Origin of the sequence: Micromonospora sp. WMMA1949, assembly GCF_027460145.1 — a bacterium.
In the GTDB taxonomy this organism is placed as follows: Bacteria; Actinomycetota; Actinomycetes; order Mycobacteriales; family Micromonosporaceae; genus Micromonospora.
On sequence record NZ_JAPZBG010000001.1, the window covers coordinates 3,791,914 to 3,817,866 of the forward strand.

Consider the following 25,953-nt stretch of genomic DNA (forward strand, 5'->3'; position numbering starts at 1 on the left):
GATACGGACGCCCCTTCTGGGAGCTACTTCACCCTCCTGGCGAAACGGGCCGCACAAGCATGACGGCGCGGGGCGACACCGGTCACCCGGCGTCACCCCGCGCCGTGGCTCATGCCCCCGACAGCGGGTGTAACGGTCAGCCGGCCGACTCGGCCGTCACCTTCTGCCCGGAGGCGTCGGCCTTCGGCGCCTCGGCCTTGCCGCCGGCCGGCACGCCCGGCACGATGCCGGCCAGGCCGGACAGCATCTGCCCGAGCTGCGAGGTGACCGCGTCCTTCTGGCGGGTCAGGTCCTCGACCTCGCGGCGGGCCGCCTGGGTGGTCAGCTCGGCCTCGGTGCGGGCCTCGTTGAGCACCCGCTGCGCCTCGGCGCGCGCCTCGTTGAGGGTCTTGTCGGCCAGGGCCTTGGCCTTGTCGACGGTCTCGTTCGCGGTGCGCTCGGACTCGACCCGGCGGGCCTCGGCCCGCTGCTCGATCTCCTTGGCGCGCTCCTGCGCCGCGCGGGCCCGCTGCTCGGCCTCGTTGACCAGCTTCTGGGTCTGCGAGACCTGGGCGGCGTGCCGCTCCGACTCCTCGCGCTCGGCCTTCTCCCGCCGCTCGGCGAGCTGGAGCTCCAGGGCCTGGAGATCCTTGTCGCGCTTGTCGCGCGCGTCGGTGAGCAGCTTGGTCGCCTCGGCCCGCTTCTCCTCGGCCTCCCGGGCGGCCTTGGCCCGCTGCTGGGTGATCTCCCGCTCGGCGGTGGCGCGCAGCGTGGCGACCTCCCGCTCGACCGTCGACTTCAGCTCGGCCACCTCGTGCGCGGTGACCGTACGCAGCTGCTTGGTCTCCCGGTCGGCGTCGGCGCGCAGCGTGTCGGCCTCGCGGCGGGCCTGCACCCGGACCTCGGCGGCCTCCCGCTCGGCGGCGGTACGGACGCTGCCGGCCTCGCGCTCGGCGGTGGCCTTCATGGCGGCGGCCTCGGCGCGGGCCTTGTCGGTGATCTCGCGCGCCTCGAGGCGGGCGGCGGAGAGGATGCCCTCCGACTCGCGCTTGGCCTCGTTGCGGTGGTCGTTCGCCTGCTCCTCGGCCAGCCGCAGGATCTGCTCGACGCGAGTGCCCAGGCCGGACAGGGTCGGCCGGCTGTTCTCCTCGAGCTGCTTGTTGGTCTCGGTGAGCTTCTGCTCGAGCGCGCTCTGGCGCTGCTCGGCCTGCCGCAGGCGGCGCTGCGCGTCGTTCATCCGCTGCTCGGCCTCGGCGCGGGCCTGCTCGGACTGGCTCAGGGCGGCGCTGAGGCGGCCGATGAAGTCGTCGACCTGGTTGGTGTTGTAACCACGCAGGCCAACGGTGAAATCGGGCTGTGAGTTCGCGTTATCGAAGAACGCAAGAGGGGAGGACTGCTGCTGGGGCATTGGGACATACTGGCAGACGCCCCAGGGTGGTTCGCAAGAGCGGTCGGCACCTTTCGCGTCCTGTTTACATGGTCAACTCGGTCGGCCGGCGAGACCGGACCAATAGGCGATCTTGGCAGCTCCCGGGCGGGTCGGGCGGGTCGGGCTTCTGCGGGGAAGGCGGCGCACAAAGGGCCGCGGGTCGGTACCCGCGGCCCTTTGTGCGTACGTCGATCGAATGGTGCCCCGCTCGGCCGGAAAGGCAATCCGGGACGACCGTACGGTCAGTGACCGCGGAACCGGTTGATGGCGCTTTCGTGGCGCGAACGCATCTCGGTGTCGCGGACGCCGAGCCCGTCGGCGGGGGCGAGGCACCGCACGCCCACCTTGCCCTGGTGCGCGTTGCGGTGCACCTCGTACGCGGCCTGGCCGGTCTGCTCCAGCGCGTAGGTCTTCGACACGGTCGGGTGCACCTTGCCGAGCGCGACCAGCCGGTTGGCCTGCCACGCCTCGTGGTAGTTGGCGAAGTGGCTGCCGACGATGCGCTTGAGGTGCATCCACAGGTAGCGGTTGTCGTACTGGTGCATGTAGCCGCTGGTGGAGGCGCAGGTGACGATCGTGCCGCCCTTCTTGGCGACGTAGACGCTGGCGCCGAACGTCTCCCGGCCCGGGTGCTCGAAGACGATGTCCGGGTCCTCGCCGCCGGTCAGCTCGCGGATGCGCTCACCGAAGCGGCGCCACTCGTCCTGGTCCTGGGTCTGCTCGTCCTTCCAGAACGTGAACCCCTCAGCGGTGCGGTCGATGACCAGCTCGGCGCCCATCTTGCGGCACAGCTCGGCCTTCTCCGGCGAGGAGACCACGCAGACCGGGATCGCGCCGCCGTTGAGGGCCATCTGGGTGGCGTACCCGCCGAGGCCGCCGGACGCGCCCCAGATCAGCACCACGTCGCCCTGCTTCATGTTCGCGCCGTGGTGCGAGACGAGCTGCCGGTACGCGGTGGAGTTGACCAGCCCCGGGCTGGCCGCCTCCTCCCAGCTGAGGTGGCGCGGCTTCGGCATCAGCTGGTTGGCCTTGACGATCGCCAGCTCGGCCAGGCCGCCGAAGTTGGTCTCGAAGCCCCAGATCCGCTGCTGCGGGTCCAGCATCGTGTCGTCGTGGCCGGCGGAGTCCTCCAGCTCGACCGAGAGGCAGTGCGCGACCACCTCGTCGCCGGCCTTCCACTTGGTCACGCCGGGCCCGGTGCGCAGCACCACGCCCGCGGCGTCCGAGCCGACCACGTGATACGGCAGGTCGTGGCGGCGGGTCAGCTCGGAGAGCCGGCCGTAGCGCTGGAGGAACTTGAACGTGGGCAGCGGCTCGAAGATGCTGGTCCACACCGTGTTGTAGTTGATCGCGCTGGCCATCACCGCGACGAGCGCCTCACCCGGGCCCAGCTCGGGGGTGGGCACCTCCTGCACGTGCAGCGCCTTGCGCGGGTCCTTGTCGCGGGTGGCCATGCCCTCGAACATGCGGGTGTCCTCGGCGCGCACCACCACGCCCCGGTAGCTCTCCGGCACGGGCAGGCCGGCGAGGCCGGCGAGCTCCCGCTCCGGCTGCGACGAACCCTCCGCCGCCATGATCGCTTCGAGGATGTCCTGCACGGTGACCTCCCGTTTGTCCACACCCGCACGACGCGGGCAGGGGTGCTGCCATCGTCGGCGCCGGTGCGGCGGGACCGCCATGTCGGCAATCGACACATTCCGGCACCGGTCGCCGCTGCTGTTCGGGCGGACGTTACTGAACGGTAGCTAAAGCGGGAACCCCTCTGTGAAAAACTGCATCCACCAATGCGTGGAGGTGTCCGTGGGAACGTGCAAGTGCGCACTGCCGCGCGTGTTCCCACGTGTTAGGAAGGGCCCCTTCTTAACAGACGTCTGTTAAGAAGGGGCCCTTCCTTGCGCCTCAGGCGGGCTGGACCAGCTCGATCAGCACGCCGCCGGCGTCCTTGGGGTGCACGAAGTTGACCCGGGAGTCCGACGTCCCGCGCCGGGGTGCGTCGTAGAGCAGCCGGACGCCGCGCTCACGCAGCGCCGCGCAGGCCACGTCGATGTCCGCCACCGTGTACGCCACCTGCTGGATGCCGGGACCGCGCTTGTCCAGGAACTTGCCGATCGTGGTGTCCGGGGACAGCGGCGCGAGCAGCTGCACCATGCCGCCGGACGCGTCCGGCCCGACCGCGAGCATCGCCTCGCGTACGCCCTGCTCGTCGTTGGTCTCGGTGTGCACGCAGCGCATCCCGAACGTGCGCTGGTAGAAGTCGATCGCGGCGTCCAGGTCGGCCACGGCGATCCCGACGTGGTCGATGCGGCGCAGGCCGATGTCTGTGACAAACTCGGCAGCGGGCTCGACGGGGGAGTTCTCAGCCATGACGCTAGTCTGACCGAACAATCGTTAAGGCGTACAGGTCGGCACCCCCCTCGGAGGCAGGCAATGGCTTCGGTGATCGTCAGCGGCGCGCGGACCCCCATGGGGCGCCTGCTGGGCAACCTCAAGGACCTCCCCGCGACCAAGCTCGGTGGCATCGCGATCAAGGCGGCCCTGGAGCGCGCCGGCGTCGCGCCCGAGCAGGTCCAGTACGTGATCATGGGCCAGGTGCTCCAGGCCGGCGCCGGGCAGATCCCGGCCCGGCAGGCGGCCGTCGAGGCCGGCATCCCGATGTCCACCCCGGCGCTGACCATCAACAAGGTCTGCCTCTCCGGGCTGGACGCGATCGCGCTCGCCGACCAGCTCATCCGGGCCGGTGAGTTCGACGTCGTGGTGGCCGGCGGCATGGAGTCGATGACGAACGCCCCGCACCTGCTGCTCGGTCAGCGCTCCGGCTACAAGTACGGCGACGTGACGGTCAAGGACCACATGGCCCTCGACGGCCTCACCGACGCCTGGGACTGCTGCTCGATGGGCGAGTCGACCGAGCGGCACGGCGCGAAGCACGGCATCACCCGCGAGGAGCAGGACGCGTTCTCCGCGGCCAGCCACCAGCGCGCCGCCGCCGCGCAGAAGAACGGCCACTTCGGCGACGAGATCACCCCGGTGGTCATCCCGCAGCGCAAGGGCGACCCGCTGGTTATCAGCGAGGACGAGGGCATCCGCCCCGACACCACCGCCGAGTCGCTCGGGAAGCTGCGCCCCGCCTTCACCAAGGACGGCACCATCACCGCCGGCAGCTCCTCGCCGATCTCCGACGGCGCCGCCGCCGTGGTCGTGATGAGCAAGGCCAAGGCCAAGGAGCTGGGCCTGACCTGGCTGGCCGAGATCGGCGCGCACGGCAACGTGGCCGGTCCGGACAACTCCCTGCACTCGCAGCCGTCGAACGCGATCAACCACGCCCTGAAGAAGGGCGGCCTGAGCATCGAGGACCTCGACCTCATCGAGATCAACGAGGCGTTCGCGGCGGTGGGCATCCAGTCCACCCGTGACCTCGGGATCAGCCCCGACAAGGTCAACGTCAACGGTGGCGCGATCGCGCTCGGCCACCCGATCGGCATGTCCGGCGCCCGCCTCGTCCTCACGCTCGCGATGGAGCTGAAGCGGCGCGGTGGCGGCACCGGCGCGGCGGCGCTCTGCGGCGGTGGCGGGCAGGGCGACGCGCTGATCATCCACGTCCCGAACGGCGCCGAGAGCTGATTGCTGATACCTGTGAACGATGCACAGAACGCCCCGGCGGCGGCCTCCGGCCCGGTGCGCCGCAGCCGGGACGTACCCATGCTGGTGGAACGGGCCCGCGCGGGTGACCCCCGCGCGGTGGCCCGCCTGATCACCCTGGTCGAGTCCGGCGACGAGGTGTTGCCGCAGGTTGCGGCGGCGCTCGCGCCGTACGCCGGGCACGCCCAGGTGGTCGGCCTGACCGGCTCGCCCGGCGTGGGCAAGTCGACCACCACGAACGAGCTGGTCCGGGCGCTGCGGGCGCGCGGGCACCGGGTCGGCGTGCTCGCGATCGACCCGTCCAGCCCGTTCACCGGCGGGGCGATCCTCGGCGACCGGGTCCGGATGCAGGACCACGCGACCGACCCGGGCGTCTACATCCGCTCGATGTCCAGCCGGGGCCACCTGGGCGGGCTCTCCGCCGCCACGCCGCAGGCGGTGCGCGTGCTGGAGGGCGCCGGCTGCGACGTGGTGCTCGTCGAGACCGTCGGTGTCGGGCAGGCCGAGGTGGAGGTGGCGTCGCTGGCCGACACCACGCTCGTGCTGCTCGCGCCGGGCATGGGCGACGCGATCCAGGCGGTCAAGGCCGGCATCCTGGAGATCGCCGACGTCTTCGTGGTCAACAAGGCCGACCGGGACGGTGCCGACGCGACGGTCCGCGACATCCAGGGCATGATCGCGCTGGGCGAGCGTGGGCCGGGGGAGTGGCGTCCGCAGGTGGTGCGCTCGATCGCCTCCCGTGCCGAGGGCATCGACGACATCGCCGCCGCGATCGACAAGCACCGCGACTGGCTGGAGCGCCACGGCGAGCTGCGCCGCCGCCGGGAGGCGCGGGCCGCCGCCGAGATCGAGGCCATCGCGCTGGGCGTCCTGCGCGCCCGGATCGGCTCACTGCGCGACGGTACGCAGCTCCCGACGCTCGCGGCCAAGGTGGCCGAGGGCGCCGTCGACCCGTACGCCGCGGCGGACGAGCTGCTCTCCCAGCTGGGCTCCTGACCCGCCCCCGCCCCGTCCACCGCTCCCACCTGGCGGAACGCCAATCTCGCGTGACGGGGCTTCTGCCGGGGCCGTAACTCCATGATCGACGGTCGATGTACGCTCCCCCGGACGAGGGAGGGCGGGCGCGTGGAGCACGACGCTACTCAGGAGCTGCCGGCGATGCACGAGACCGTGGCGGGCGGGAGTACTTCGGTCTCGGACGAGGTGGTCGAGAAGATCGCGGTGGCCGCCGCGAAGTCGGTGCCCGGGGTGGCCGAGCTGGGCGGCGACATCGCCCGCTTCTTCAACGCCGTGCTGGACCGGGTCGGGCTGGACCAGGTCGGGGACGCGCGGCGCGGCTGCTCGGCGCACGTCACCGACGGCTCGGCAGTGGTCAACCTCGTCCTCGTGATCGACGCCGGGTACCCGGTGCCGCAGGTGACGGGTGAGGTCCGGGCCGCGGTGGCGTCCGCGATCGAGGCGTACGGACTGCGCGCCGCCGAGATCAACATTCGTGTCGACGACGTGGCCATCGGCGCGAGCTGACGCGCTCGGCCGCCCGGCCTGCGCACTCGTCGTCGCGGACGGGGGCTGACCACCGCACGGGTCGATGCACCGTACCGTTGTTCACAGCGGCGCGAGGCCGCGGTGCGTCGGGAGGTTCGCCATGCCCAAGGGTGTCTCGTTCGCTCCAGTGCGCACCGTGAGGGCGTACGAGGGGATCGTCCGGCAGGTCGAGGAGCGGATCGCCGCCGGCGACCTGCGGCCGGGGGACCGGCTGCCCAGCGAGCGCGAGCTGACGACCCAGTTCGACGTGAGCAGGTCCACCGTGCGCGAGGCGCTGCGCGTGCTGGAGAGCAGCGGCCTGGTCCGCTCGCGCCCCGGTGACCCGCTCGGGCCGCAGGTGATCGCCTCGACCGCCTCGGCGATGCGCAAGCTGTTCGCCCGGGTCGTGGACAGCCGGCGGCTCGGCGTGGCGGAGCTGCTCCAGTTCCGCATGATCATCGAATCGGCCGCCGGGTCGGTCGCCGCCCGGCTGGCGTCACCGTCCGAGTTGGACGAGTTGGAGCAGGCGCTGGCGGGCATGCGGGACGCGGTCGCCGACGGCTACGAAGCCTTCAGCGCGGCGGACGTCCGCTTCCACGAGCACGTCGCCCGGCTGTCCGGGAACGAACTGCTCGTGCTCTGCCTCGACGCGGTCCGGAGCATGGTGCTGGACCTCATCTCCACCAAGCTCGCGCAGGCCCCGGATCCGGAGGCCCTGATGGAGCGCACCTTGGCACATCACCGGCGCGTCATCGACGCGATGCGGGCGGGCGAGGCCGACGAGGTGGCCCGGCTGACCCGGCAGGAGTTGCACCACTACTACGCCGAGTACGTGCCGGAGGCGCGGCGCTCGATGGTGGACGTATTGCTCTGAATCCGCCTGATGTGGCCTGACCTCGGCTTATCCGAGTCGGCCATCAGCTGAGCAGGCTCTTCCCTTCAACTGGTCTGACCAGTAGCCTCCCCCACATCTCGTCGTGTACCACGGGGGACCACCAGTTGCCCAATGCATCGACCGCCCCGGATCGGGGCGGAGGTCGCACCGCTTCACATGGGAGAAGCTGCATGAAGTCGTCCAGATTCGCCGCGTTCGCCGCGGCAGCCCTGGTCTGTCCGGGACTCGTGCTCGTCGGGTCGCCCGCGTCGGCCAACCCCGCCGCCGGTGCCCCGGGCGCCCACAACGCCATCACCGACGTCCCCGGCATCCAGGTCGGCCAGGTCCAGTCCGACACCGCTCCGTACCTGACCGGCACCTCGGTCGTCTACATGCCGCAGATGTCCGTGGCGAGTGTGGACCAGCGTGGTGGCGCCCCCGCCACCAAGGAGACCGACCTGCTCAGCCCGCTCAACTCGAACCCGGGCGTCAACGCGATCCAGCTCGGCGGCAGCAGCATGTACGGGCTGTCGGCCACCAACGGCATCATCCGCTGGCTCGAGGACCGCGGCGAGGGCGTACGCGTCGGCGCCGGCGGCGTGGCCCCGATCGTGCCGGCTGCGGACATCTTCGACCTCGGCCGCGGCGGTGACCCGAAGGCGCGTACCTCCGCCGAGTGGGGTTACCTCGCGGCGCAGGCCACCTCGGACGGCCCGGTCCGCCAGGGTGGCGTCGGCGGCGGCACCGGTGCCCGCGGCGGCGGCATGCGCGGCGGCGTCGGCACCGCGAGCGTCCACCTCGGCGACGGCATCTACGTCGGCGCGATGGTGATCGTGAACCCGGCCGGTTCCCCGGTCGACCCGGCCGACTGCACCCTGTACGGCGTCAAGTACGGCATCGGCGACGAGTTCGCCGGGTACAAGGCTCCCAAGAAGAAGGAGTGCAACCCGCCGACCCCGCCGGCCGCCGCCGCCGAGCAGCCGGCCAACACCACGATCGCCGTGGTGGCCACCAACGCCCCGCTGGAGAAGGCCGCCGCGCAGCGTATGTCCGGCAACGCGCACGACGGCATGGCCCGCGCGATCAGCCCGATCCACACCCTCGGCGACGGTGACACCGTGTTCGCGGTGTCCACCGGCAAGGGTGAGGCGCTCCAGATCAACGACCCGGCCGACACCCGCCAGCTGAACGCCATCTTCAACGCCGGCGCCAGCACGCTCGCCCGTGCCATCGCCAAGGCGGTCCTCTCGTCCGAGAGCATCGGCAGCACCACCAGCTACTGTGACCGCTACCCCTCGGCCTGCAAGGGCATGAAGCAGCTCAAGCAGTGGCGTACCCAGGGCAACGCGCCGGACGTGACGCCGGAGACCTTCGCCCAGGCGACCCAGGCGCTGGCCCAGACCCCGGTCCCCGCGCCGGCCGGTGCCGACAACGGCAAGGACAAGCCCAAGCCCAAGGCCGCTCCGGCGGGCAACACCACCCAGCAGGAGTCGCAGAACGGCATGGTTCTCGCCTCCGGTAGCACCGGTGGCCCCAGCGTCCCGACCGGCGTCACCACGGGCCTGCTGGCCGCCGCCATCCTCGGTGTCGGCCTGCTGGGGATGCACCTGCGGGGACGCCGCCGGGCACCCTCCGCCGGGCTCAGCTGACGCACACGCTGTCCCACCTCGCGCCGCAACAGTAGGCGCCTGACGAACGAGGCGGGTTCCGTCCACCAGGACGGGACCCGCCCCGCGTCGTTCCCAGCCCGCCGGTCCGCGCTTGATGTGACCGCCGATCTTGGAGTTGCGGCACCTCGCACAGCTCGCATACGGGGCATCCCAGGCGCCACAACTCCAAGATCGACGGAGCGTGGCGTTCTACACCGACTCACTCCGCAGCACGTCAGCTCCTGGCGTGTGGAGCGCGAGCGGGATTGCGCCGTCCCTCGGCAGCCCCTGTGCATCGCGCTGGCGCCGAGCGCAGGGGCCGCACCGCAGGGCTGGACGTGGTCGTCGGCCCGGGCGGAACACGTCCACCGCGGCTTAGCCCTCGCTCGGCAGTGCGTTGTGTCGACGCCCTGCGGTCCCGGACGCGCAGGGCTACACGCGGGCAGCACCTCGACTGCGTCAGTCCACTGCGCACCGATCACGGCTCCTCGGGCGTCCCCGGCCCTCCTAGCGCGTCGATCTTGCACCTGGTGCCCCGGCGAACGGGGTCGAATCCCCCGCGCCAGGGGCCGCAAGTGCAAGATCGCGGGGAGCGGGGAGCGGGGAGCGGGCGGAAAGACGGAAGGACCTGGTGGGCGGGAGCCCACCAGGTCCTTCCGTGTGCGTGGAACTGATTACTTCTTGGACACCTTGGTGACGTCGAAGGACTGGGTCACCGCGTCCTTCGGGTAGCCCTCGACGCCGTCGCGGATCACGGCCAGGTTCGGCAGCAGGAAGAGCCAGTCGCTGGCCGCCTCCTGCGAGATGACCTTCGCGGCCTCGGCGAACTTCTTGTCCCGGGTCGCCGCGTCCAGGGCCGTGTCGGCCTCGTTCATGAGCTGCGTGACGGCCGGGTTCTTGTAGCGGTAGTAGTAGTCCGGCTGGCCGTAGCGGACCAGGTCACGCGGCTCCACGTGGGCGATGATCGACAGGTCGTAGTTGGCCTTGCCGAGCACCTTGTCGAGCCACTGCGGCATCTCGACGTTGTTCTGGGTCACCTTGATGCCGACCTCGGCGAGCTGCGAGGCGACGAACTGCGCGGAGGCGCGGGCGTAGCCGGGCGGCGGGACGTCCATGGTCAGGGTGAGCCCGTTGGCGTGACCGGCGTCGGCGAGCAGCTGCTTGGCCTTGGCGGGGTCGTGCGGGAAGTCGCCGGTGCGGTCCTCGTACCACGGGTCGCTCGGCGGCACCATGCTGCCGATCTTCGTGCCGTAGCCGGACCAGACGGTCTTGATGAGGGCGTCGTGGTCGATCGCGTGGCGGATGGCCTGGCGCACCCGGACGTCGGCCAGCGGGCCCTTGCTGTTGTTCATCGCCATGACGACCTCACCGGTCGTCTTGCCCTCGACCACCTCGAACTGCTTGTTGCCCTTGAAGACCTCGAGCAGCTGCGGCGCCTGGATGTTCGCCACGATGTCGAGCTGACCGGAGAGCATCGCGTTGTTCAGGGCGTTGGCGTCGGTGATGTAGCGGAAGACGGCGGTGGCTACCTTGGCCTTCTCGCCCCAGTAGCCGTCGTTGCGCACCAGCGTGATGCTGTCGCCGCGGTTCCACTTGTCGAACTTGAAGGGGCCGGTGCCGTTCGGCTTCGTGCCCAGGTCGGTGGCGTTCTCCTTGAGGACCACGCCGACGCGGCCGGCGACGTCGAACAGCCAGCTCTGGCTGGGCCGCGACAGCGTCACCTCCACGGTGGACGCGTCCGGCGACTCGACGGTCTTCACGACTGTCATCTGGGACTTGAACGGGTTCGTCGAGCCCTCCGCGGTCACCCGCTTGAAGCTCCACACCACGTCCTGCGCGGTGAGCTTCTGGCCGTCGTGGAAGGTCACGTTTTCGCGGAGCTTGAACGTGTACTTGGTGCCGTCGTCGGACATCTTCCACTCGGTGGCCAGCAGCGGCTCCACCTCGCCGGTGTCCGCGTTCTGGCGCACCAGGCCCTCGTACACGTTGTAGAGCAGGACCTGCGGGATCGCGGCGCCGGCCTCGGCGGTCAGGTCGAGGCTCACCGGCTCGAGGTAGGCACCGAGGGTGACCGTACCGTTGCCGGAACCACCACCGCCGGTGGTGGTCTCCGAGTCACCATCGCTACTGCACGCGGTCAGAGCCAGCGCCGTGGCGAGCAGCACGGCGGGCAGCGTTATCTTCAGCCGATTCATTCGTGTGTCCCATCGCGAAGAACGCCAAGGGCGCTCGTAGCCTGTGAGGCGGGACACTATGAGCGTGGTACCCGATGCAAAAGGGCCAGTTCAGCGGGGTCGGCAGGTACCAATCAGCATCCGGCTACCGGGCCACGCGGAACCCGGTGTTGCCACTCGAGGAGTCAACGGTGGTCCGACTCCGTGCTGCCACGCGGTATCTGTTGCAGTAGGAGTCGTGGCAGAGATACGAACCACCCCTGATGACGCTCTCACCTGGTGAGATGCGGCCTCGATGGTCGCGCCAGGGTTCGGCCGTGAGTTCCCAAACGTTGCCCGCGACGTCGTACAGGCCGTAGCCGTTCGGCGGAAACGCGGTCACCGGAGAGGTGCCCACGAACCCGTCGTCCGCGGCGTTGACAGCGGGGAAGGTGCCCTGCCAGATGTTGCACAGGTGCCGCCCGCCCGGGGTCAGCTCGTCGCCCCAGGCGTAGCGGGCCTGGGACAGGCCGCCGCGCGCCGCGTACTCCCACTCCGCCTCGGCGGCCAGCCGGGTGCCGGACCACAGGCAGTACGCCTCGGCGTCCCGCTGGGAGACGTGCACGACCGGATGCTGCTCGCGTCCGCGTACGTCCGAACCGGGCCCGTCCGGGGCGGCCCAGTGCGCCCCCTCGACCGCCAGCCACCAGGGTGCGCCCGGCACCGTGGCGTCGAGTACCCACGAGCGTGCGGACGGCGCCAGCAGCAGGTGGAAGACGAACGACCAGCCGTACCGTTCCGCGTCCGTGCGGTAGCCGGTGGCGTCGACGAAGCGGGCGAACTGCCGGTTCGTCACCGGTGTCGCGGCGATCTCGAACGGCGCCACGGTCACCGGGCGGACCGGCCCCTCCAGATCCTCCGGGAAGCCCTCCGGATCGTCGGTGCCCATGAGGAAGGTGCCGCCGGGCAGCGCGATCAGGCCGTCCGTACCGGCGGGGCCGGCGCGGACGGCGCTCGGGCCGGACGTCGATCCGGCGGCGGCGGGCAGGCGTTTCGGCGCGCAACACGGCGACGGCGGAGGGCTTCCTCCGCCGTCGCCGTGTTCAGCCGATTCGGTGCTCACATCCGCGCTACGCCGGCAGGGCGTCCGCCTGGTACGCGCCCTCGCCGATGACGGCGGCGACCGCGTCGCCGAAGTCCTCGGTCGACATGCCCATCTCCGGCCCGCGCATGGCGCCCAGGCGCGGCAGCACCGCCTTCACGCCGTCCTCCAGGCTGCGGGCCGCCTCGGCGTGGCCCAGGTGCTCCAGCATCAGCGCGGCGCTGAGGATCGAGCCGGCGGGGTTGGCCCAGCCACGGCCGGCGATGTCCGGCGCGGAGCCGTGCACCGGCTCGAACATGCTCGGCGCCGACCCGGTCGGGTTGAGGTTGCCGCTGGCGGCCAGACCGAGACCGCCCTGCACGGCGGCGCCGAGGTCGGTGATGATGTCGCCGAACAGGTTGTCGGTGACCACCACGTCGAACCGCTCCGGCTGCGTCACCAGGTAGAGGCACATCGCGTCGACGTGGACGTAGTCCACAGCGATGTCCGGGTACTCCGCCGCGACCTCCTCGAAGGTCCGCTGCCACAGGTCGCCGGCGTACGTGAGGATGTTCGCCTTGTGCACCAGGGTCACGTGCTTGCGGCGGGTCAGGGCCAGCCGGAAACCGTGCCGGATGAGGCGTTCGACCCCCTTGCGCGTGTTGACCGACTCCTGGGTGGCGATCTCGTCCGGCCCGCCCCGGTGGATGAAGCCGCCGGCGCCGACGTACGCGCCCTCGGTGTTCTCCCGCAGGATCACCAGGTCGCACTGCTCGGGGCGCAGGCCGCCGATGGGCGTGGGCACGCCGGGCAGCAGCTTGACCGGCCGCAGGTTCACGTACTGGTCGAACGCGGTCCGCAGGTGGATCACCAGGCCGCGTTCGAGCACGCCGGGCGGCACCGACGGGTCGCCGACGGCGCCGAAGAGAATGGCGTCCGCCTTGGCCAGTTCCTGCTCCACGTCCGGCGGTACGACCTGGCCGGTTATCCGCCAGTAGTCCGCGCCGAGTTCGTAGTCCTCCCAGACCAGGTCGATCCCGAACCGTCGGGCGGCGGCGTCGCACGCCTTGACCGCCTGCGCGGTGACCTCCGGTCCGATGCCGTCGCCGGGCACCAGCGCGATTCGCTGGGCGCTCATGAGTCCACCCCTGTCCGCGTGCAGGAGACCGTCACCTGCCATCGCCCGGCCAAGCGTGGCGGGAACGGGCCCTCCGCAACAGGTCCAGGTCTCCGGCTAGGCTGGTACCAGCGGGACGCACAGGGCGTGTGCAGGGCGTACGACGACGGGACGAGGCGAGACCCCCGCGGAGGTGGGAGGTCGAGGTGGCGGATTTCCTGCTGCCGGTCAACCCGCAGAGCACGGTTCCGCTCTACGAACAGATCATCACCGGGCTAGAGGACGCCATCCTCGCCGGGCAGTACGACGACGGCCCGCTGCCGAGCACGCGCCGCCTGGCCGAGGCGCTCGGCGTCTCCCGGAACACGGTGCTGACCGCGTACGACCGGCTCATGGAGCAGGGTCTGATCGTGACCGTTCCGCGGCGCGGTCTCTACGTCTCCTCCGACGCGGTGGTGCGGATGCGGGCCGCGCGGCGGACCGCCCGCTCGCCGATGCAGCCGATCGACTGGGAGGCGCGGCTGCCGGAACCGCCGCCCACGCCGGTACACCGGGATCCGGCCTGGTCGCGGGCGCCGTTCCCGTTCGTGGTCGGCCAGCCCGACCCGTCCATGTTCCCGATCGGCGCGTGGGAGCGGGCGCAGCGTGAGGCGCTGCGGCAGGACGGGCTGTCCCGGGTCATCGGGGACGCCGGCCAGGCCGACGACCCGGAGCTGGTGCGTCAGCTCTGCGAGCACGTGCTGCCCGCGCGCGGCATCTCCGCCCACCCGGACCAGGTGATGATCACGCTGGGTTCGACGCACGCGCTGCACCTGCTGGCGAGCGTCCTCGTCCGGCCGGGCAGCGTGGTGCTCGTCGAGGACCCCGGCTACCCGGACGCCCGGACGATCATGCAGATGGCCGGCGCCGACGTGGTGCCCGGCCGGGTCGACGAGGACGGCCTGGTCGTCGAGGACCTGCCGGCCGACCTGCACGGCGCCCAGCTCGTCTACGTCACGCCGAGCCACCAGTACCCGACCGGCGCGACCATGTCGGCGTCCCGGCGGGAGGAGCTGCTGCGCCGGGCCGGGGCGGCGGACACGGTCGTGATCGAGGACGACTACGACCCGGAGATGACGTTCCGGGGGATGCCCGCGGTGGCGGTGCGGGCGCTCGACGACGAGGACCGCGTGGTCTACCTCGGCAGCTTCAGCAAGCTGCTGGCGCCGGGCCTGCGGCTCGGTTACGTGGTGGCGTCCCCGGCGCTCGTGGACGCCATGCGGGCCCGTTCCCGCTACGTGCTGCGTCACCCGCCCGGCCCGATGCAACGCGCCCTCGCGCAGATGATCGCCAGCCGCGACCTGGCCCGCCACGTGCGCCGCGTCCGCGCCCACTACCTGGGGCTGTACGAGGAGATGGTGCGGGCGGTCGAGCGGCATGTGCGCTGGGGACCGCAGCCGGTGCCGCGCGGTGGACTGGCCCGGTGGATCACCGGCCCGCCGGGGCTGGACGCCGGTGAACTGGCCCGCGAACTGCGCCGGCAGGGCGTGCTGCTGGACCCGGGCGCGCCGTACTGGGCTGCCCGGCCGGCACCGCGTCACCACCTGCGCCTGGGGTACCAGGTGATGCCGCTGGACCGGATCGACGAGGGGGTGCGACGGGTCGTCGAGGCGGTAGAAGACCAGGTCCGGCCAGGGCTGGTACCCCCACCGACCCGGAAACTGGACGTTCCCCTCCGGGGTCGGAGTTCGTAACCTCCGACGCCATGACGTCGGACACCCACGCCTCCCTCCGCGCCGGCCATCTCGTGGACGAGCAAGCCGTCGTGACGCTGACCCAGGACCTGGTCCGCATCCCCTCGACCTGGGACGCGGGGCGCGGGCGCAGCGAGCAGCCCGCGGCGGAACTCGTCGCGGAGGTCATGCGAGGTTTCGGGTGGCGACCGGAGGTCACCGAGGTCGTCCCCGGGCGTCCCAACGTCGTCGCGGTGGTCGACGGTGGCCTGCCCGGCCCGACGCTGATGTTCGAGGGGCACACCGACGTCGTCACCGAGGGCGCTCCCGAGGAGTGGACCGTCGACCCGTTCGGCGGCGACATCGTCGACGGGCGGCTGTACGGTCGCGGCTCCGCCGACATGAAGGCCGGTGTCGCCGCGATGATCCACGCGACCCGGGCCGTCGAGCTGGCCGGGCCGTTCCCGGGCCGGATCGTGGTGGCGGCCCTGGTGGACGAGGAGGGCCAGATGCTCGGGGCGAAGCACTTCACCACGACGCCGCTGGCCGGTGAGGTGGACGCCGCGATCATCTGCGAGCCGGAGGCGGAGGAGATCTGCGCGGTCGCCAAGGGCGCCGTCCGGCTGCTGGTCACGTGCACCGGCAAGATGGCGCACGGCGCGATGCCGCAGCACGGCCGCAACCCCGTACCGGCGGTGGCCGAGCTGGTCGCCGCGCTCGGCCGGTACCAGAAGGAGTTGCAGGCCGACCCGGGTGAGCACGTGCACCTCGGCCCGACGTACCTGACGCCCACGGTCCTGGACGCCGGCTCCGCCGACCAGCTCAACGTCATCCCCGGCCGCGCCGTGCTCGGCGTGGACTGCCGGACCGTACCCGGTGTCGACCACGCCGCCCTCGCCGCGCGCGTCCGCGCCGACGCCGACGCCATCGGCGCCCGGCACGGCGTCACCTTCGCCGTCGAGGTCGTCGACGACCGGCCGTGCGCGGTCACCCCGGAGGACCACCCGATCTCGCTCGCCGTGGCCGACGCGCACCGCGCCGTCACCGGCGCCGAGCCGGTCTTCGGCGGCGTGCCCGGCGCGACCGACGGCACGATCCTGTGGCGCGACAGCGGCATCCCGAACGTCGTGTACGGCCCGGGCCCGAAGTGGATCGCCCACCAGCCCGACGAGTACGTCGAGGTCGACGACATCGTCCGCAAGACGAAGGTCTACGCCGAGGCGGCGCTGGCCTTCCTCAACGGGGCCACCGGCGCCCGGTCGGGTGCGGCGTCGTGACCGCGCAGGAGCTGCTGAACGCGCTGCCCGCCGGCCTGCCGATCGGCGCGGGCTGGACCACCACCGCGCAGACCGCGCCGGTCCGGTTCCCGTACGACGGCAGCATCGTGACCCAGGCGCCGTGGGGCGACATCGCCGACGGGGAGGCGGCTGTCGAAGCCGCGCGGGAGGTCGCCGCGGAGATGGCCGGCCTGCCCGGTCACCGGCGGCGCGCGATCCTGACGACAGTCGCCGCCGAGGTGCGCGCCCGCGCCGACGACCTCGCCGAGCTGCTGGTCCTGGAGACCGGCAAGCCGCTCGTCGACTGCCGGGTCGAGGTCGCCCGCACGCTGGTCACGCTGGAGACCGCCGCCGAGGAGGTCGGGCACCTGACCGGCGAGACGGTGGCACTGGACATGCAGCCGGCCGGCGAGGGCATGCTCGGCTTCTGGGTGCGCCGCCCGGTCGGTGTCGTCGTCGGCATCACCGGATTCAACTACCCCCTGCTCCTGGCCGCCCACAAGGTCGCGCCGTCGGTCGCGGCGGGCTGCCCGGTGATCGTCAAGCCGGCGCCGAACACGCCGCTGGCCACGCTGGTGCTGGTCGACCTGTTCCGCCGGGCGGGCTGCCCGGCCGCCGGGGTCCAGCTCGTCACCGGTGGCGTCGAGGTCGGCAAGCTCCTGACCACGCATCCCGGCGTCGCCGCCGTGTCGTTCACCGGGTCGGCGCAGGTCGGCCACCAGATCGCCCGCGCCGCGGCCCCGCGCAAGGTGCTGCTCGAACTCGGGTCCAACGCGGCGCTCGTCGTCGGCCGCGACGCCGACCTGGACCGGGCCGCGGAAGCGGTCGTACGCGGGGGGTTCTACGCCTCCGGTCAGGCGTGCATCAGCGTGCAGCGGGTGATCGTCGAGGAGCCGGTCCGCGAGGCGCTGCTGGAACGCCTCCAGCCGCTGCTGGCGACGGTCACCACCGGTGACCCCCGGTCCGCCGACACCCGGGTGTCCGCCCTGGTGGACGAGGCGTCCACCGAGCGGGTCCACTCCTGGGTGGATCGCGCGGTCGCCGCCGGTGCGCGCTGCCTGGCCGGCGGTACGGCGCAGGGCCGGGTGCTGCAACCGACGGTGCTCGTCGACGTCCCCGAGGACGCCGAGTGCTGGGCGGAGGAGATCTTCGGGCCGGTGGTCTGCGTCCGGTCGGTGCCGGACATGGACGCCGCGGTCGAGCTGGTCAACAGGTCGCGCTACGGGCTCCAGGCCGCCGTCTTCACCCGTGATCTGGCGGTGGCCCTGGACGTCGTGCGCCGTCTCGACGTCGGCGGGGTGCTCGTCAACGAGGTGCCCGGCTTCCGCGCCGACAACATGCCGTACGGCGGCGTCAAGGACTCCGGCATCGGCCGGGAGGGACCGCGCTTCGCCATGGAGGAGCTGACCGTGACCAAGATGGTGATGATCAGGCCATGATTCGGAGTGGGAGCACACACGCATGGTGATCTACTTCGTCCGGCGGCTGGCCATCCTCGCGGTATCCCTGTTCGCCGCGTCGATCCTCGTCTTCACGATGCTGTCGCTGCTGCCGGGCGACCAGGCGCAGGCGATGCTGGGTGTGAACGCCACCCCCGAGGCGCTGGAGGCGCTGCGGGAACAGTTCGGGACGAACCGCCCGTTCACCGAGCGGTACCTCGACTGGGCCGGCGGCCTGATCCGCGGTGACTTCGGCATCTCGCCGCTCAGCGGGGTGTCGGTCGGCTCGGAGATCGCCGACAAGCTCGGCGTGACGGTGCCGCTGATCCTGGCCGGGATGACGCTCGCGCTGCTCATCGCCGTGCCGCTGGGCATCCTCGCCGCCGTGAAGAGCCGGACCGCGATCGGGACGGCGCTGTCGGCGCTGAGCCAGGTCGGCATCGCCGTGCCGTCGTTCTGGCTCGGCATCCTGCTCATCACCGTGTTCGCGGTGAAGCTGCAGTGGCTGCCCGCCGGCGGGTTCACCGGATGGGACGACGTCGGCGGCGCCGTGCAGGCCCTGCTGATGCCGGCGCTGGTCCTCGGCGTGGCCCAGGGCGCGATCCTGATGCGCTACGTCCGGTCCGCGGTGGTCGAGGTCATGCAGGAGGACTTCATCCAGACCGCGCGGGCCAAGGGGCTCAGCCGCTCGCAGGCGCTGACCCGGCACGCGCTGCGCAACGCGGCCATCCCGGTCATCACCGTCCTCGGTCTGCAACTCGCGACGCTGCTCATCGGCACCGTCGTGATCGAGAACGTCTTCGGCCTGCCCGGTCTCGGCCGGATGCTGCTGCAGGACGTCGGCAACCGCGACCTGCTGAAGGTGCAGGGCACCGTGATGGTGCTGACCGCCGCGGTGCTTCTGATCAACTTCGTCGTCGACGTGGTGTACCACGCGGTCGACCCCAGGCTGAGGAGCAAGGCATGACATCAGTCGCCGACGCCCCACCGGACGCCACCGCCGACGTCGTCGCGGCCGGCCCGGTCAAGCCGCGCCGCCGCTGGAACCTCACGCTGGTGATCGGCGCCGGCCTGGTGGGCCTGGTCGTCCTCACCGCGCTGGTGTCGTTCCTCTGGACGCCGTACGACCCCACCCGGGTCGACCCGTCGCAGACGCTGCTCTCCCCGGGCGGGGACCACTGGCTCGGCACCGACCACTTCGGCCGGGACATCGTCAGCCAGCTCCTCGTCGGCGCGCGGACAACACTGTTCGTCGGTGTCGTCGCCGTCGCGATCGCCGCCGCTGTGGGCGTACCCCTGGGTCTGCTCGCCGCCACCGGGCACCGCTGGCTCAGCGAGCCGGTGATGCGGGCGCTGGACATCGTGTTCGCCTTCCCGGCCATCCTGCTGGCGATCATCCTGGCGGCCGGCTTCGGCGCCTCCACCCTCACCGGCATGATCGCCATCGGCGTCGCCAACGTGCCGGTGTTCGGCCGCCTCACCCGGGCCGGCGCGATGCAGGTGCTGCAGAGCGACTTCGTGCTGGCCGCGCGCAGCTACGGCCGCCGGGGGGTGGTGCTCATGGTCCGGTACGTGCTGCCCAACATCGCCGCCCTGCTCATCGTGCAGGCGTCGGTGTCGTTCGCGCACGCGGTGCTCGCCGAGGCGGCGCTGTCCTACCTCGGGTACGGCACCCCGCCACCGACCCCCACCTGGGGCCGGATGCTCCAGGAGGCCCAGAACTACTTCGTCGTGCAGCCGATGCTCGCCGTCTGGCCCGGTCTGGCCATCGCCCTGTCGGTGCTCGGCTTCAACCTCATGGGCGACGGGCTGCGCGACGCCCTCGACCCGCGGCTGAGAGGACGGTGAGCGGCGTGAGCGGGCTCGTGGTGGAGGACCTCGTCGTCAAGGTCCACGACATCCAGGCCGTCAAGGGCGTCTCGTTCGAGATCGGGCGGGGCCGGCGGATGGGGCTGATCGGCGAGTCCGGTTGCGGCAAGTCCCTGACCGCGCTCGCGCTGATGGGCCTGCTGCCCCACGGTGTGACGGCGTCGGGCCGGGTGCTGCTGAACGGCCGGAACCTGCTCGACCTCTCCGACAAGGAGATGTGCGCGGTCCGCGGCAACGACATCGCCATGGTGTTCCAGGAGCCGATGACGGCGCTCAACCCGCTGATGCGGGTCGGCAACCAGGTCGCCGAGTCACTGCGGCTGCACAAGGGGATGAGCCGCGCGGCGGCCTCGGCCCGGGCCACCGAACTGCTCGAACGGGTCCAGCTGCCCGAGCCCGACCGGACCGCGCGCAAGTACCCGCACCAGCTCTCCGGCGGTCAGCGGCAGCGCGTCGTACTGGCCATCGCGCTGGCGTGCGACCCGGCCGTGCTCGTCGCGGACGAGCCCACCACGGCGCTGGACGTCACGGTGCAGGCGGAGATGCTGCGGCTGATGGACACGCTGGTGCGCGAGGAGGGCGCGTCGCTGCTGCTCATCACGCACGACCTGCCGGTGGTCGCCAGCATCTGCGAGGAACTGCTCGTCATGTACGGCGGCTCGATCGTCGAGCACGGCGACGTGGCGACGGTGTTCGACTCGCCCCGGCACCCGTACACGGCGGGCCTGCGGGCGTCCACGGTGCTGGAGAGCACCGACGGAAGCGGCCGGCTGTCGACGATCCCGGGCCGCGTCCCGTCGCTCGGGTCGTTCCCCACCGGCTGCGTGTACCGCAACCGCTGCCCGCGCGCCGACGACGTCTGCGGCACGGTGCCGCTGCTGACGGCGCCGCCCGGCAGCACCCAGCGGGCGGCCTGCCACCACCCGATCGAGAGCGACCAGCCCCTAGGAAGCGGGAAGGCCAGCGCATGACCACCACCCCGTTGCTGGAAGCCGTCGACGTGGTGCGCGAGTATCGCGCCCCGCGGCGGTCGCTGCGTACGCCGGGCCAGCCGATCCGCGCGCTCGACGGCGTGAGCGTGCAGGTCCACGAGGGCGAGGCGTTCGGGATCGTGGGGGAGAGCGGCTCCGGCAAGTCCACACTGTCGCGCATCCTCATGGCCCTCGACCGGCCGACGTCCGGCACCGCGTTCTACAACGGGCAGCGGATCAGCGGCGTACCGGAGCGGAAGCTCGCGTTCCTGCGCCGCGACGTGCAGATGGTGCTCCAGGACCCGATGTCGTCGCTGAACCCGCGGATGCGCGTCGCGGACATCATCGCGGAGCCGATGCGCGCGCTGCGCCTGCCCGGCGACCACCGGGCCCGCGTGGCCGAGCTGATGCACTCGGTGGGCCTGCCCGAGGAGGCGGTGACCCGCTACCCGCACCAGTTCTCCGGCGGTCAGCGGCAGCGCATCGCGATCGCCCGGGCCCTCGCGGCCGGGCCGAAGGTCATCGTCGGGGACGAGCCGGTCAGCGCGCTCGACGTGTCGGTGCGCGCGCAGATCCTCAACCTGCTCACCGACCTGGCCGAGCAGTTCAAGCTGACCCTGATCCTGGTCTCCCACGACCTGTCCGTGGTCCGGTACCTCTGCGACCGGATCGCGGTGATGAACCAGGGCCGGATCGTCGAGACGGGTGACACCGAATCGATCTACTCCGACCCTCAGCACCCCTACACCCAGAGGCTGCTGTCCGCGGTGCCCACCCTGAGCGGCGACCTCCTGGACCGATTCAACAGGAGCAGCACATGAGGTTGGTTGACCGCGTCGCCGTCGTCACCGGAGGCGCCAGCGGCATCGGACTGGCCACCGTCGGCCGGCTCGTCGAGGAGGGTGCGCGCGTGGTCATCGCCGACCTCGACGGCGACCGCGCCGCCAAGGCGGCCGCCGACTTCGGGTCCGCCGTCGTCGGCGTGGCCTGCGACGTCACCCGGGCCGCCGACTGCCGCGCCGCCGTCGAGACCGCCGTCGAGCGGTTCGGCCGGCTCGACCTCATGCACGCCAACGCCGGTACGCCGTTCACCGGCCCGCTGGACGAGGTGGACCAGGCGACGCTGGACCGCGTGGTCGACGTCAACCTCAAGGGCGCGTTCTGGACCGCGCAGGCCGCCGCGCCCGCGCTGATCGAGGCCGGTGGCGGCGCGATCGTGTTCACCGCGTCGCTGCAGGCGGTCATCGCCCGCCCCCGGTACGCGCCCTACACCGCCGCCAAGCACGGCGTCATCGGTCTGATGAAGGCGCTGGCGCTGGAACTCGCGCCGCACGGCATCCGGGTCAACGCGATCGCCCCGGCGGCGACCGAGACGCCGATGCTCTCGGCGTTCCTCGGCGGCATGGGTGACGTGCCGGACAGCGCCCGGGAGAACTTCCGGGCGTCGATCCCGCTGGGCCGCATGGCGACGCCGCGCGACTCCGCCGACGCGGTGGTGTTCCTCGCCAGCGACGAGGCGCGGATGGTGACGGGCCACACGCTCGTCCTCGACGGCGGCACGACGGCCGGCTGAGGCGCCAGGTGACCAGTTCGCTGGCGGACCCTCCGTACGAGGGCACGATCGGGCGCACCTACCACGAGTCGACGGAGCACTGGAGCGCGCCGCAGTCGGCCGCGCCGGGCACCCCGAACGTGGTGTACGTCCTGCTGGACGACGTCGGGTTCGCCGACTTCGGCTGCTTCGGCGCCGAGATCGACACCCCGACGATCGACCGGCTGGCCGCGTCCGGGCTGCGGTACACCAACTTCCACACCTCGCCGCTGTGCTCGCCGACCCGGGCCAGCGTGCTCACCGGCCGCAACCACCACAGCGTCGGCATGCGCATGCTGTCCAACTTCGACAGCGGCTTCCCGAGCGGGCGGGGGCGGATCACCCACGCCGCTGCCACCGTCGCGGAGATGCTCGGCGACGCCGGGTTCAACACCATGGCGGTCGGCAAGTGGCACGTCGCGCCGCTGGAGCACACCACGCCGTCCGGCCCGTACGACCAGTGGCCGCTGGGCCGTGGCTTCGAGCGGTACTACGGCTTCCTGGAGGCCGAGACCGACAACTTCTATCCGGAACTGGTGTACGACAACCACCAGGTGGACCCGCCGGCCACCCCGGAGGAGGGCTACCACCTGACCGAGGACCTGACCGACCGGGCCATCGGGTTCGTCCGGGACCAGACCTCGTTCACCCCGGAGAAGCCGTTCTTCCTGTACCTGGCGTACGCCGCCGCGCACGCGCCGCACCAGGCCCCGCCGGAGTACCTGGCGAAGTACCGGGGCCGCTACGACGCCGGCTGGGACGTCATCCGCGCGGACCGGCACCGGCGGCAGATCGGGCTCGGCATCGTCCCGCCGGACGCGCCGCTGCCACCGCACAACCCCGGCGTCGTCCCGTGGGACGACGTGCCGCCGGAGCAGCGGCGCCTGTTCGCCCGCATGCAGGAGGCGTACGCGGCGATGGTCGACCACACCGACGCCCAGCTCGGGCGCCTGGTCGACTTCCTGGATCGGATCGGCCGGCTCGACAACACGATCTTCGTGGTCATGTCGGACAACGGGGCGAGCCCCGAGGGCACGCCGCTGGGCACGCTCAACCCGACCGCGTTCCAGAACCGGGTGCCGGAGAACCTCCAGGACAGCCTGGCCCGGATCGACGAGATCGGCGGCCCGCGCGCGCAGAGCAACTATCCGCTGGGCTGGGCCCAGGTCAGCAACACCCCGTTCCGCCGCTACAAGCAGCACACCCACGAGGGCGGGGTCCGGGTGCCGTTCGTGCTGAGCTGGCCGGCCGGTGACGTACCCGGCGGGGGAGTGCGGACGCAGTTCCAGCACAGCATCGACGTCACCGCGACGGTGCTGGACCTCGTCGGGGTGCAGCCGCCCGCGGTGCGCCGGGGCGTCCCGCAGATGCCGCTGCACGGCCGTAGCTTCCGCGACGGGCTGCGCGACCCGGCGGCGCCACCGTCGCGGGACCGCCAGTACTTCGAGATGTTCGGCCATCGCGGCATCTACCACCAGGGCTGGAAGGCCGTCGCGTTCCACGAGCGGGGCACCTCGTGGGACGAGGACCGCTGGGAGCTGTACCGGATCGACGAGGACCCGACCGAGAGCCGCGACCTGGCCGCCGAGCATCCGGAGGTGCTGCGGCGCCTCATCGAGGAGTTCTGGATCGAGGCGGCCCGCTACGACGTGCTGCCGCTGGACGACAGGGGATTCGCGGTCCGGGCCCGGGTGCCGCGACCCGGATCGGTACGGGACCGGCTGGACTTCACCTACCTGGCGGGCGTACCGACGATCTCCGGCGCGGCGGTGCCGCCGACGATGAACCGCTCGCACGCCGTCACCGCCCGGGTGCACCGCACCGACGCCACCCAGGGCGGCGTGATCGTGGTGCTCGGCAACGTCAGCGGCGGCTACGTGCTGCACATCCAGGACAACCACCTGGTGTACGAGTACAACCACCTCGGCACCCACTACGTGCTGCGGTCCGAGGGCGAGTTGCCGCTGGGCCCGGTGGAGCTGACCTTCGAGCTGACCAAGACCGCCGACTGCCAGGGCACCGGCCGGCTGTTCGTGGACGGCGAGGCGGCGGGCGAGGCGCTGTTCCCGCGGTTGCTGCCGTTCTTCCACGGGTTCGCCGGCATGGACGTCGGCCGCAGCATCCACTCGCCGGTGTCGCCGAGCTACCCGGCCCGGCACGAGTTCTCCGGCGAGCTGGAGTACGTGCGGTTCCGGCTCGCCGCGTCCGAGGAGGTGGGTGAGCCCATCGCCCCGGCGGGCGACGTCGCGCCGCGTCCGTCGGCCGGCGTCGGGTTCGAGGTCGTGGACTGACGCGGGCCCCGCGTACGGCGACGGCGCGTGGACGGACCTCGTTGTCCGTCCACGCGCCGTCCGTCCACCGGGGCCTCAGCGCAGGGCCAGACCCCACAGCGGGTCCTCCAGGAACCGGCCGACGTGGGCGAGCACCCGGCTGCCCAGTTCCCCGTCCACCAGCCGGTGGTCGAACGACAGCGACAACTGCACCGTCCACCGGGGAACGACCTGCTCGTCGACCACCCACGGCATCCGGCGCAGCGCGCCGAGGCAGAGGATCGCCGCCTCGCCGGGGTTGAGGATCGGAGTGCCGGCGTCCACGCCGAACACGCCGATGTTGGTGATGGTGATCGTCCCGCCGGCCAGGTCGGCGGGACGGGTGCGGCCCTCCCGCGCGGTGCTCGCCAGCTCGTTGAGGGCGACCGCGAGGTCCCGTACCGGAAGGGTCTGCGCGGCCTTGATGTTCGGCACGAGCAGGCCGCGCGGCGTCGCGGCGGCGATGCCCAGGTTGACGTCGGCGAACCGGACGATCTCCTGGTTCTCCTCGTCCCAGCTGGCGTTCACGTCCGGATGCCGGCGGACGGCGTCCAGCACCGCCAGCGACGCCACCAGCAATGGGCTGACCTTCACCCCCTGGAAGGCCGGGTCCTGCTTCAGCCGGTCCACGAACTCGACGGTGCCGGTCATGTCGACGGTGAGGAACTCGGTGACGTGCGGCGCGGTGAACGCGCTGGCGACCATGGCGGCGGCGGTCGCCTTGCGAACCCCGCGCACGGGCAGGCGCTCGTCCCGCCGGGCGTCGGTCGCCGGCGCCGGGCCGGTGGTGTGGTCGAGCAGGTCCTGGCGCGTGATCCGGCCGCCGGGGCCGCTGCCGCGCACCTCGGTCAGCTCCACACCGAGGTCCTTGGCGAGCTTGCGCAGCGGCGGCTTGGTGAGCACCGGCGGCCGGGACGTGTGCGCCGGGCGGGCCGGCTCGGCCGGGCGTACCGACGGCGTGGCGCGGCGTGGCCGCCGCGTCCGCGCCTGGGCGGAGACCCCGTAGCCGACGAGCACCGCGGTGCGTTCCTCGGCGGGCTCCTCGGTGGCCGGCGATGCGGCGGCCGGCGCGGCGTCCGGGTCGTCCCCGGTCCGGATCGCGATGATCGGCGAGCCGACCTCGACGGTCTGCCCCGCCTCGGCCAGGAGGCGGTCCACCACCCCGGCGTACGGGCTGGGCAGCTCGACCACGGCCTTGGCGGTCTCGATGTCTACGATGACGTCGTTGAGGCCGACCGGATCGCCCGGTGCGACCCGCCAGGTGACGATCTCGGCCTCGGTGAGGCCCTCGCCGACGTCGGGCAGACGGAACTGCTGAACGGTCACGTGTACCTCTCCCT

General features: G+C 72.0%; 21 protein-coding genes. 14 read left to right on the forward strand and 7 right to left on the reverse strand.

All coding sequences use genetic code 11. The features are described 5' to 3' along the window. Positions 1–136: 136 nt before the first annotated feature. From O7607_RS17935 to mce, 3 genes are all read right to left on the reverse strand, one after another. Entirely contained in the window at positions 137–1,387 is a 1,251-nt protein-coding gene (locus tag O7607_RS17935) for a DivIVA domain-containing protein (protein ID WP_269704386.1), read from the reverse strand. Positions 1,388–1,650: 263 nt separating this feature from the next. Continuing rightward, a complete protein-coding gene (gene ccrA, locus O7607_RS17940) occupies positions 1,651–3,006 on the reverse strand; it encodes a crotonyl-CoA carboxylase/reductase (protein WP_269707010.1) in 1,356 nt (451 codons plus the stop codon). A 301-nt stretch (positions 3,007–3,307) separates the two neighbouring features. Continuing rightward, positions 3,308–3,772 carry a methylmalonyl-CoA epimerase gene (gene mce / locus O7607_RS17945; protein ID WP_194800614.1) on the reverse strand — a complete coding sequence of 155 codons (465 nt, stop codon included), beginning with the start codon at positions 3,770–3,772 and terminating at the stop codon, positions 3,308–3,310. Between the two features lie 63 nt (positions 3,773–3,835). Between mce and O7607_RS17950 the strand changes: the two genes are divergently transcribed. The 5 genes from O7607_RS17950 (at position 3,836) to O7607_RS17970 (ending at position 9,094) form a co-directional block, all read left to right on the forward strand. After that, positions 3,836–5,029, forward strand: coding sequence for an acetyl-CoA C-acetyltransferase (locus O7607_RS17950; protein WP_194800615.1), 1,194 nt, complete (start codon positions 3,836–3,838; stop codon positions 5,027–5,029). A gap of 12 nt (positions 5,030–5,041) precedes the next feature. After that, positions 5,042–6,043, forward strand: a complete 1,002-nt coding sequence (meaB, locus tag O7607_RS17955) for a methylmalonyl Co-A mutase-associated GTPase MeaB (protein ID WP_442929490.1) — start codon at positions 5,042–5,044, stop codon at positions 6,041–6,043. A gap of 129 nt (positions 6,044–6,172) precedes the next feature. Further along, a complete protein-coding gene (locus O7607_RS17960) occupies positions 6,173–6,571 on the forward strand; it encodes an Asp23/Gls24 family envelope stress response protein (RefSeq protein WP_269704387.1) in 399 nt (132 codons plus the stop codon). 157 nt (positions 6,572–6,728) lie between these two features. Next, positions 6,729–7,445 (forward strand): FadR/GntR family transcriptional regulator, encoded by a 717-nt coding sequence (locus O7607_RS17965; protein WP_269704388.1) that lies wholly within the window; start codon positions 6,729–6,731, stop codon positions 7,443–7,445. 191 nt (positions 7,446–7,636) lie between these two features. Beyond that, positions 7,637–9,094, forward strand: coding sequence for a P1 family peptidase (locus O7607_RS17970; RefSeq protein WP_269704389.1), 1,458 nt, complete (start codon positions 7,637–7,639; stop codon positions 9,092–9,094). A 674-nt stretch (positions 9,095–9,768) separates the two neighbouring features. On the opposite strand, the gene O7607_RS17975 is transcribed toward O7607_RS17970, so the two are convergent. From O7607_RS17975 to O7607_RS17985, 3 genes are all read right to left on the reverse strand, one after another. Beyond that, positions 9,769–11,289, reverse strand: coding sequence for an ABC transporter substrate-binding protein (locus O7607_RS17975; RefSeq protein WP_269704390.1), 1,521 nt, complete (start codon positions 11,287–11,289; stop codon positions 9,769–9,771). A 124-nt stretch (positions 11,290–11,413) separates the two neighbouring features. After that, positions 11,414–12,370, reverse strand: coding sequence for a formylglycine-generating enzyme family protein (locus tag O7607_RS17980; RefSeq protein WP_269704391.1), 957 nt, complete (start codon positions 12,368–12,370; stop codon positions 11,414–11,416). 7 nt (positions 12,371–12,377) lie between these two features. Continuing rightward, a complete protein-coding gene (locus O7607_RS17985; RefSeq protein ID WP_269704392.1) occupies positions 12,378–13,466 on the reverse strand; it encodes a 3-isopropylmalate dehydrogenase in 1,089 nt (362 codons plus the stop codon). Positions 13,467–13,651: 185 nt separating this feature from the next. On the opposite strand from O7607_RS17985, the gene pdxR reads away from it, so the two are divergent. The 9 genes from pdxR to O7607_RS18030 are packed head-to-tail and all read left to right on the forward strand — an operon-like array spanning position 13,652 to position 24,595. After that, complete coding sequence (gene pdxR, locus O7607_RS17990; RefSeq protein WP_269704393.1) at positions 13,652–15,178, forward strand: MocR-like pyridoxine biosynthesis transcription factor PdxR; 1,527 nt, start codon at positions 13,652–13,654, stop codon at positions 15,176–15,178. An 11-nt stretch (positions 15,179–15,189) separates the two neighbouring features. Next, on the forward strand, positions 15,190–16,434 hold the full coding sequence (locus O7607_RS17995) for a M20 family metallopeptidase (protein ID WP_269704394.1): 1,245 nt from the start codon (positions 15,190–15,192) through the stop codon (positions 16,432–16,434). Further along, entirely contained in the window at positions 16,431–17,873 is a 1,443-nt protein-coding gene (locus O7607_RS18000) for an aldehyde dehydrogenase family protein (protein ID WP_269704395.1), read from the forward strand. Before O7607_RS17995 ends, O7607_RS18000 begins: the two co-directional genes overlap by 4 nt. Positions 17,874–17,895: 22 nt before the next feature. Continuing rightward, a complete protein-coding gene (locus O7607_RS18005) occupies positions 17,896–18,840 on the forward strand; it encodes an ABC transporter permease (protein WP_194800627.1) in 945 nt (314 codons plus the stop codon). Next, positions 18,837–19,721 carry an ABC transporter permease gene (locus tag O7607_RS18010; protein ID WP_013288207.1) on the forward strand — a complete coding sequence of 295 codons (885 nt, stop codon included), beginning with the start codon at positions 18,837–18,839 and terminating at the stop codon, positions 19,719–19,721. Before O7607_RS18005 ends, O7607_RS18010 begins: the two co-directional genes overlap by 4 nt. A gap of 5 nt (positions 19,722–19,726) precedes the next feature. Continuing rightward, positions 19,727–20,713, forward strand: coding sequence for an ABC transporter ATP-binding protein (locus tag O7607_RS18015; protein WP_269704397.1), 987 nt, complete (start codon positions 19,727–19,729; stop codon positions 20,711–20,713). Next, entirely contained in the window at positions 20,710–21,534 is an 825-nt protein-coding gene (locus O7607_RS18020) for an ATP-binding cassette domain-containing protein (protein WP_187693387.1), read from the forward strand. Before O7607_RS18015 ends, O7607_RS18020 begins: the two co-directional genes overlap by 4 nt. Then, complete coding sequence (locus O7607_RS18025) at positions 21,531–22,286, forward strand: SDR family NAD(P)-dependent oxidoreductase (RefSeq protein WP_269704398.1); 756 nt, start codon at positions 21,531–21,533, stop codon at positions 22,284–22,286. The genes O7607_RS18020 and O7607_RS18025 overlap by 4 nt, the downstream gene beginning before the upstream one ends. An 8-nt stretch (positions 22,287–22,294) precedes the next feature. Beyond that, the gene (locus tag O7607_RS18030) at positions 22,295–24,595 is read left to right on the forward strand and encodes an arylsulfatase (protein ID WP_269704400.1); all 2,301 of its coding nucleotides are present in this window, start codon (positions 22,295–22,297) and stop codon (positions 24,593–24,595) included. Positions 24,596–24,670: 75 nt separating this feature from the next. Here O7607_RS18030 and O7607_RS18035 read toward each other — a convergent pair whose 3' ends face one another. Beyond that, a complete protein-coding gene (locus O7607_RS18035) occupies positions 24,671–25,939 on the reverse strand; it encodes a dihydrolipoamide acetyltransferase family protein (RefSeq protein ID WP_269704401.1) in 1,269 nt (422 codons plus the stop codon). Positions 25,940–25,953: the final 14 nt, after the last annotated feature.

Coding starts and splice junctions, on each gene's coding strand:
- O7607_RS17975 (WP_269704390.1), bottom strand. CDS start 11,289: ATGAATCGGCTGAAGATAACGCTGCCCGCCGTGCTGCTCGCCACGGCG.
- O7607_RS17950 (WP_194800615.1), top strand. CDS start 3,836: ATGGCTTCGGTGATCGTCAGCGGCGCGCGGACCCCCATGGGGCGCCTG.
- O7607_RS18005 (WP_194800627.1), top strand. CDS start 17,896: ATGGTGATCTACTTCGTCCGGCGGCTGGCCATCCTCGCGGTATCCCTG.
- O7607_RS17995 (WP_269704394.1), top strand. CDS start 15,190: ATGACGTCGGACACCCACGCCTCCCTCCGCGCCGGCCATCTCGTGGAC.
- O7607_RS17935 (WP_269704386.1), bottom strand. CDS start 1,387: ATGCCCCAGCAGCAGTCCTCCCCTCTTGCGTTCTTCGATAACGCGAAC.
- mce (WP_194800614.1), bottom strand. CDS start 3,772: ATGGCTGAGAACTCCCCCGTCGAGCCCGCTGCCGAGTTTGTCACAGAC.
- O7607_RS17985 (WP_269704392.1), bottom strand. CDS start 13,466: ATGAGCGCCCAGCGAATCGCGCTGGTGCCCGGCGACGGCATCGGACCG.
- O7607_RS18025 (WP_269704398.1), top strand. CDS start 21,531: ATGAGGTTGGTTGACCGCGTCGCCGTCGTCACCGGAGGCGCCAGCGGC.
- O7607_RS17970 (WP_269704389.1), top strand. CDS start 7,637: ATGAAGTCGTCCAGATTCGCCGCGTTCGCCGCGGCAGCCCTGGTCTGT.
- O7607_RS18010 (WP_013288207.1), top strand. CDS start 18,837: ATGACATCAGTCGCCGACGCCCCACCGGACGCCACCGCCGACGTCGTC.
- O7607_RS18020 (WP_187693387.1), top strand. CDS start 20,710: ATGACCACCACCCCGTTGCTGGAAGCCGTCGACGTGGTGCGCGAGTAT.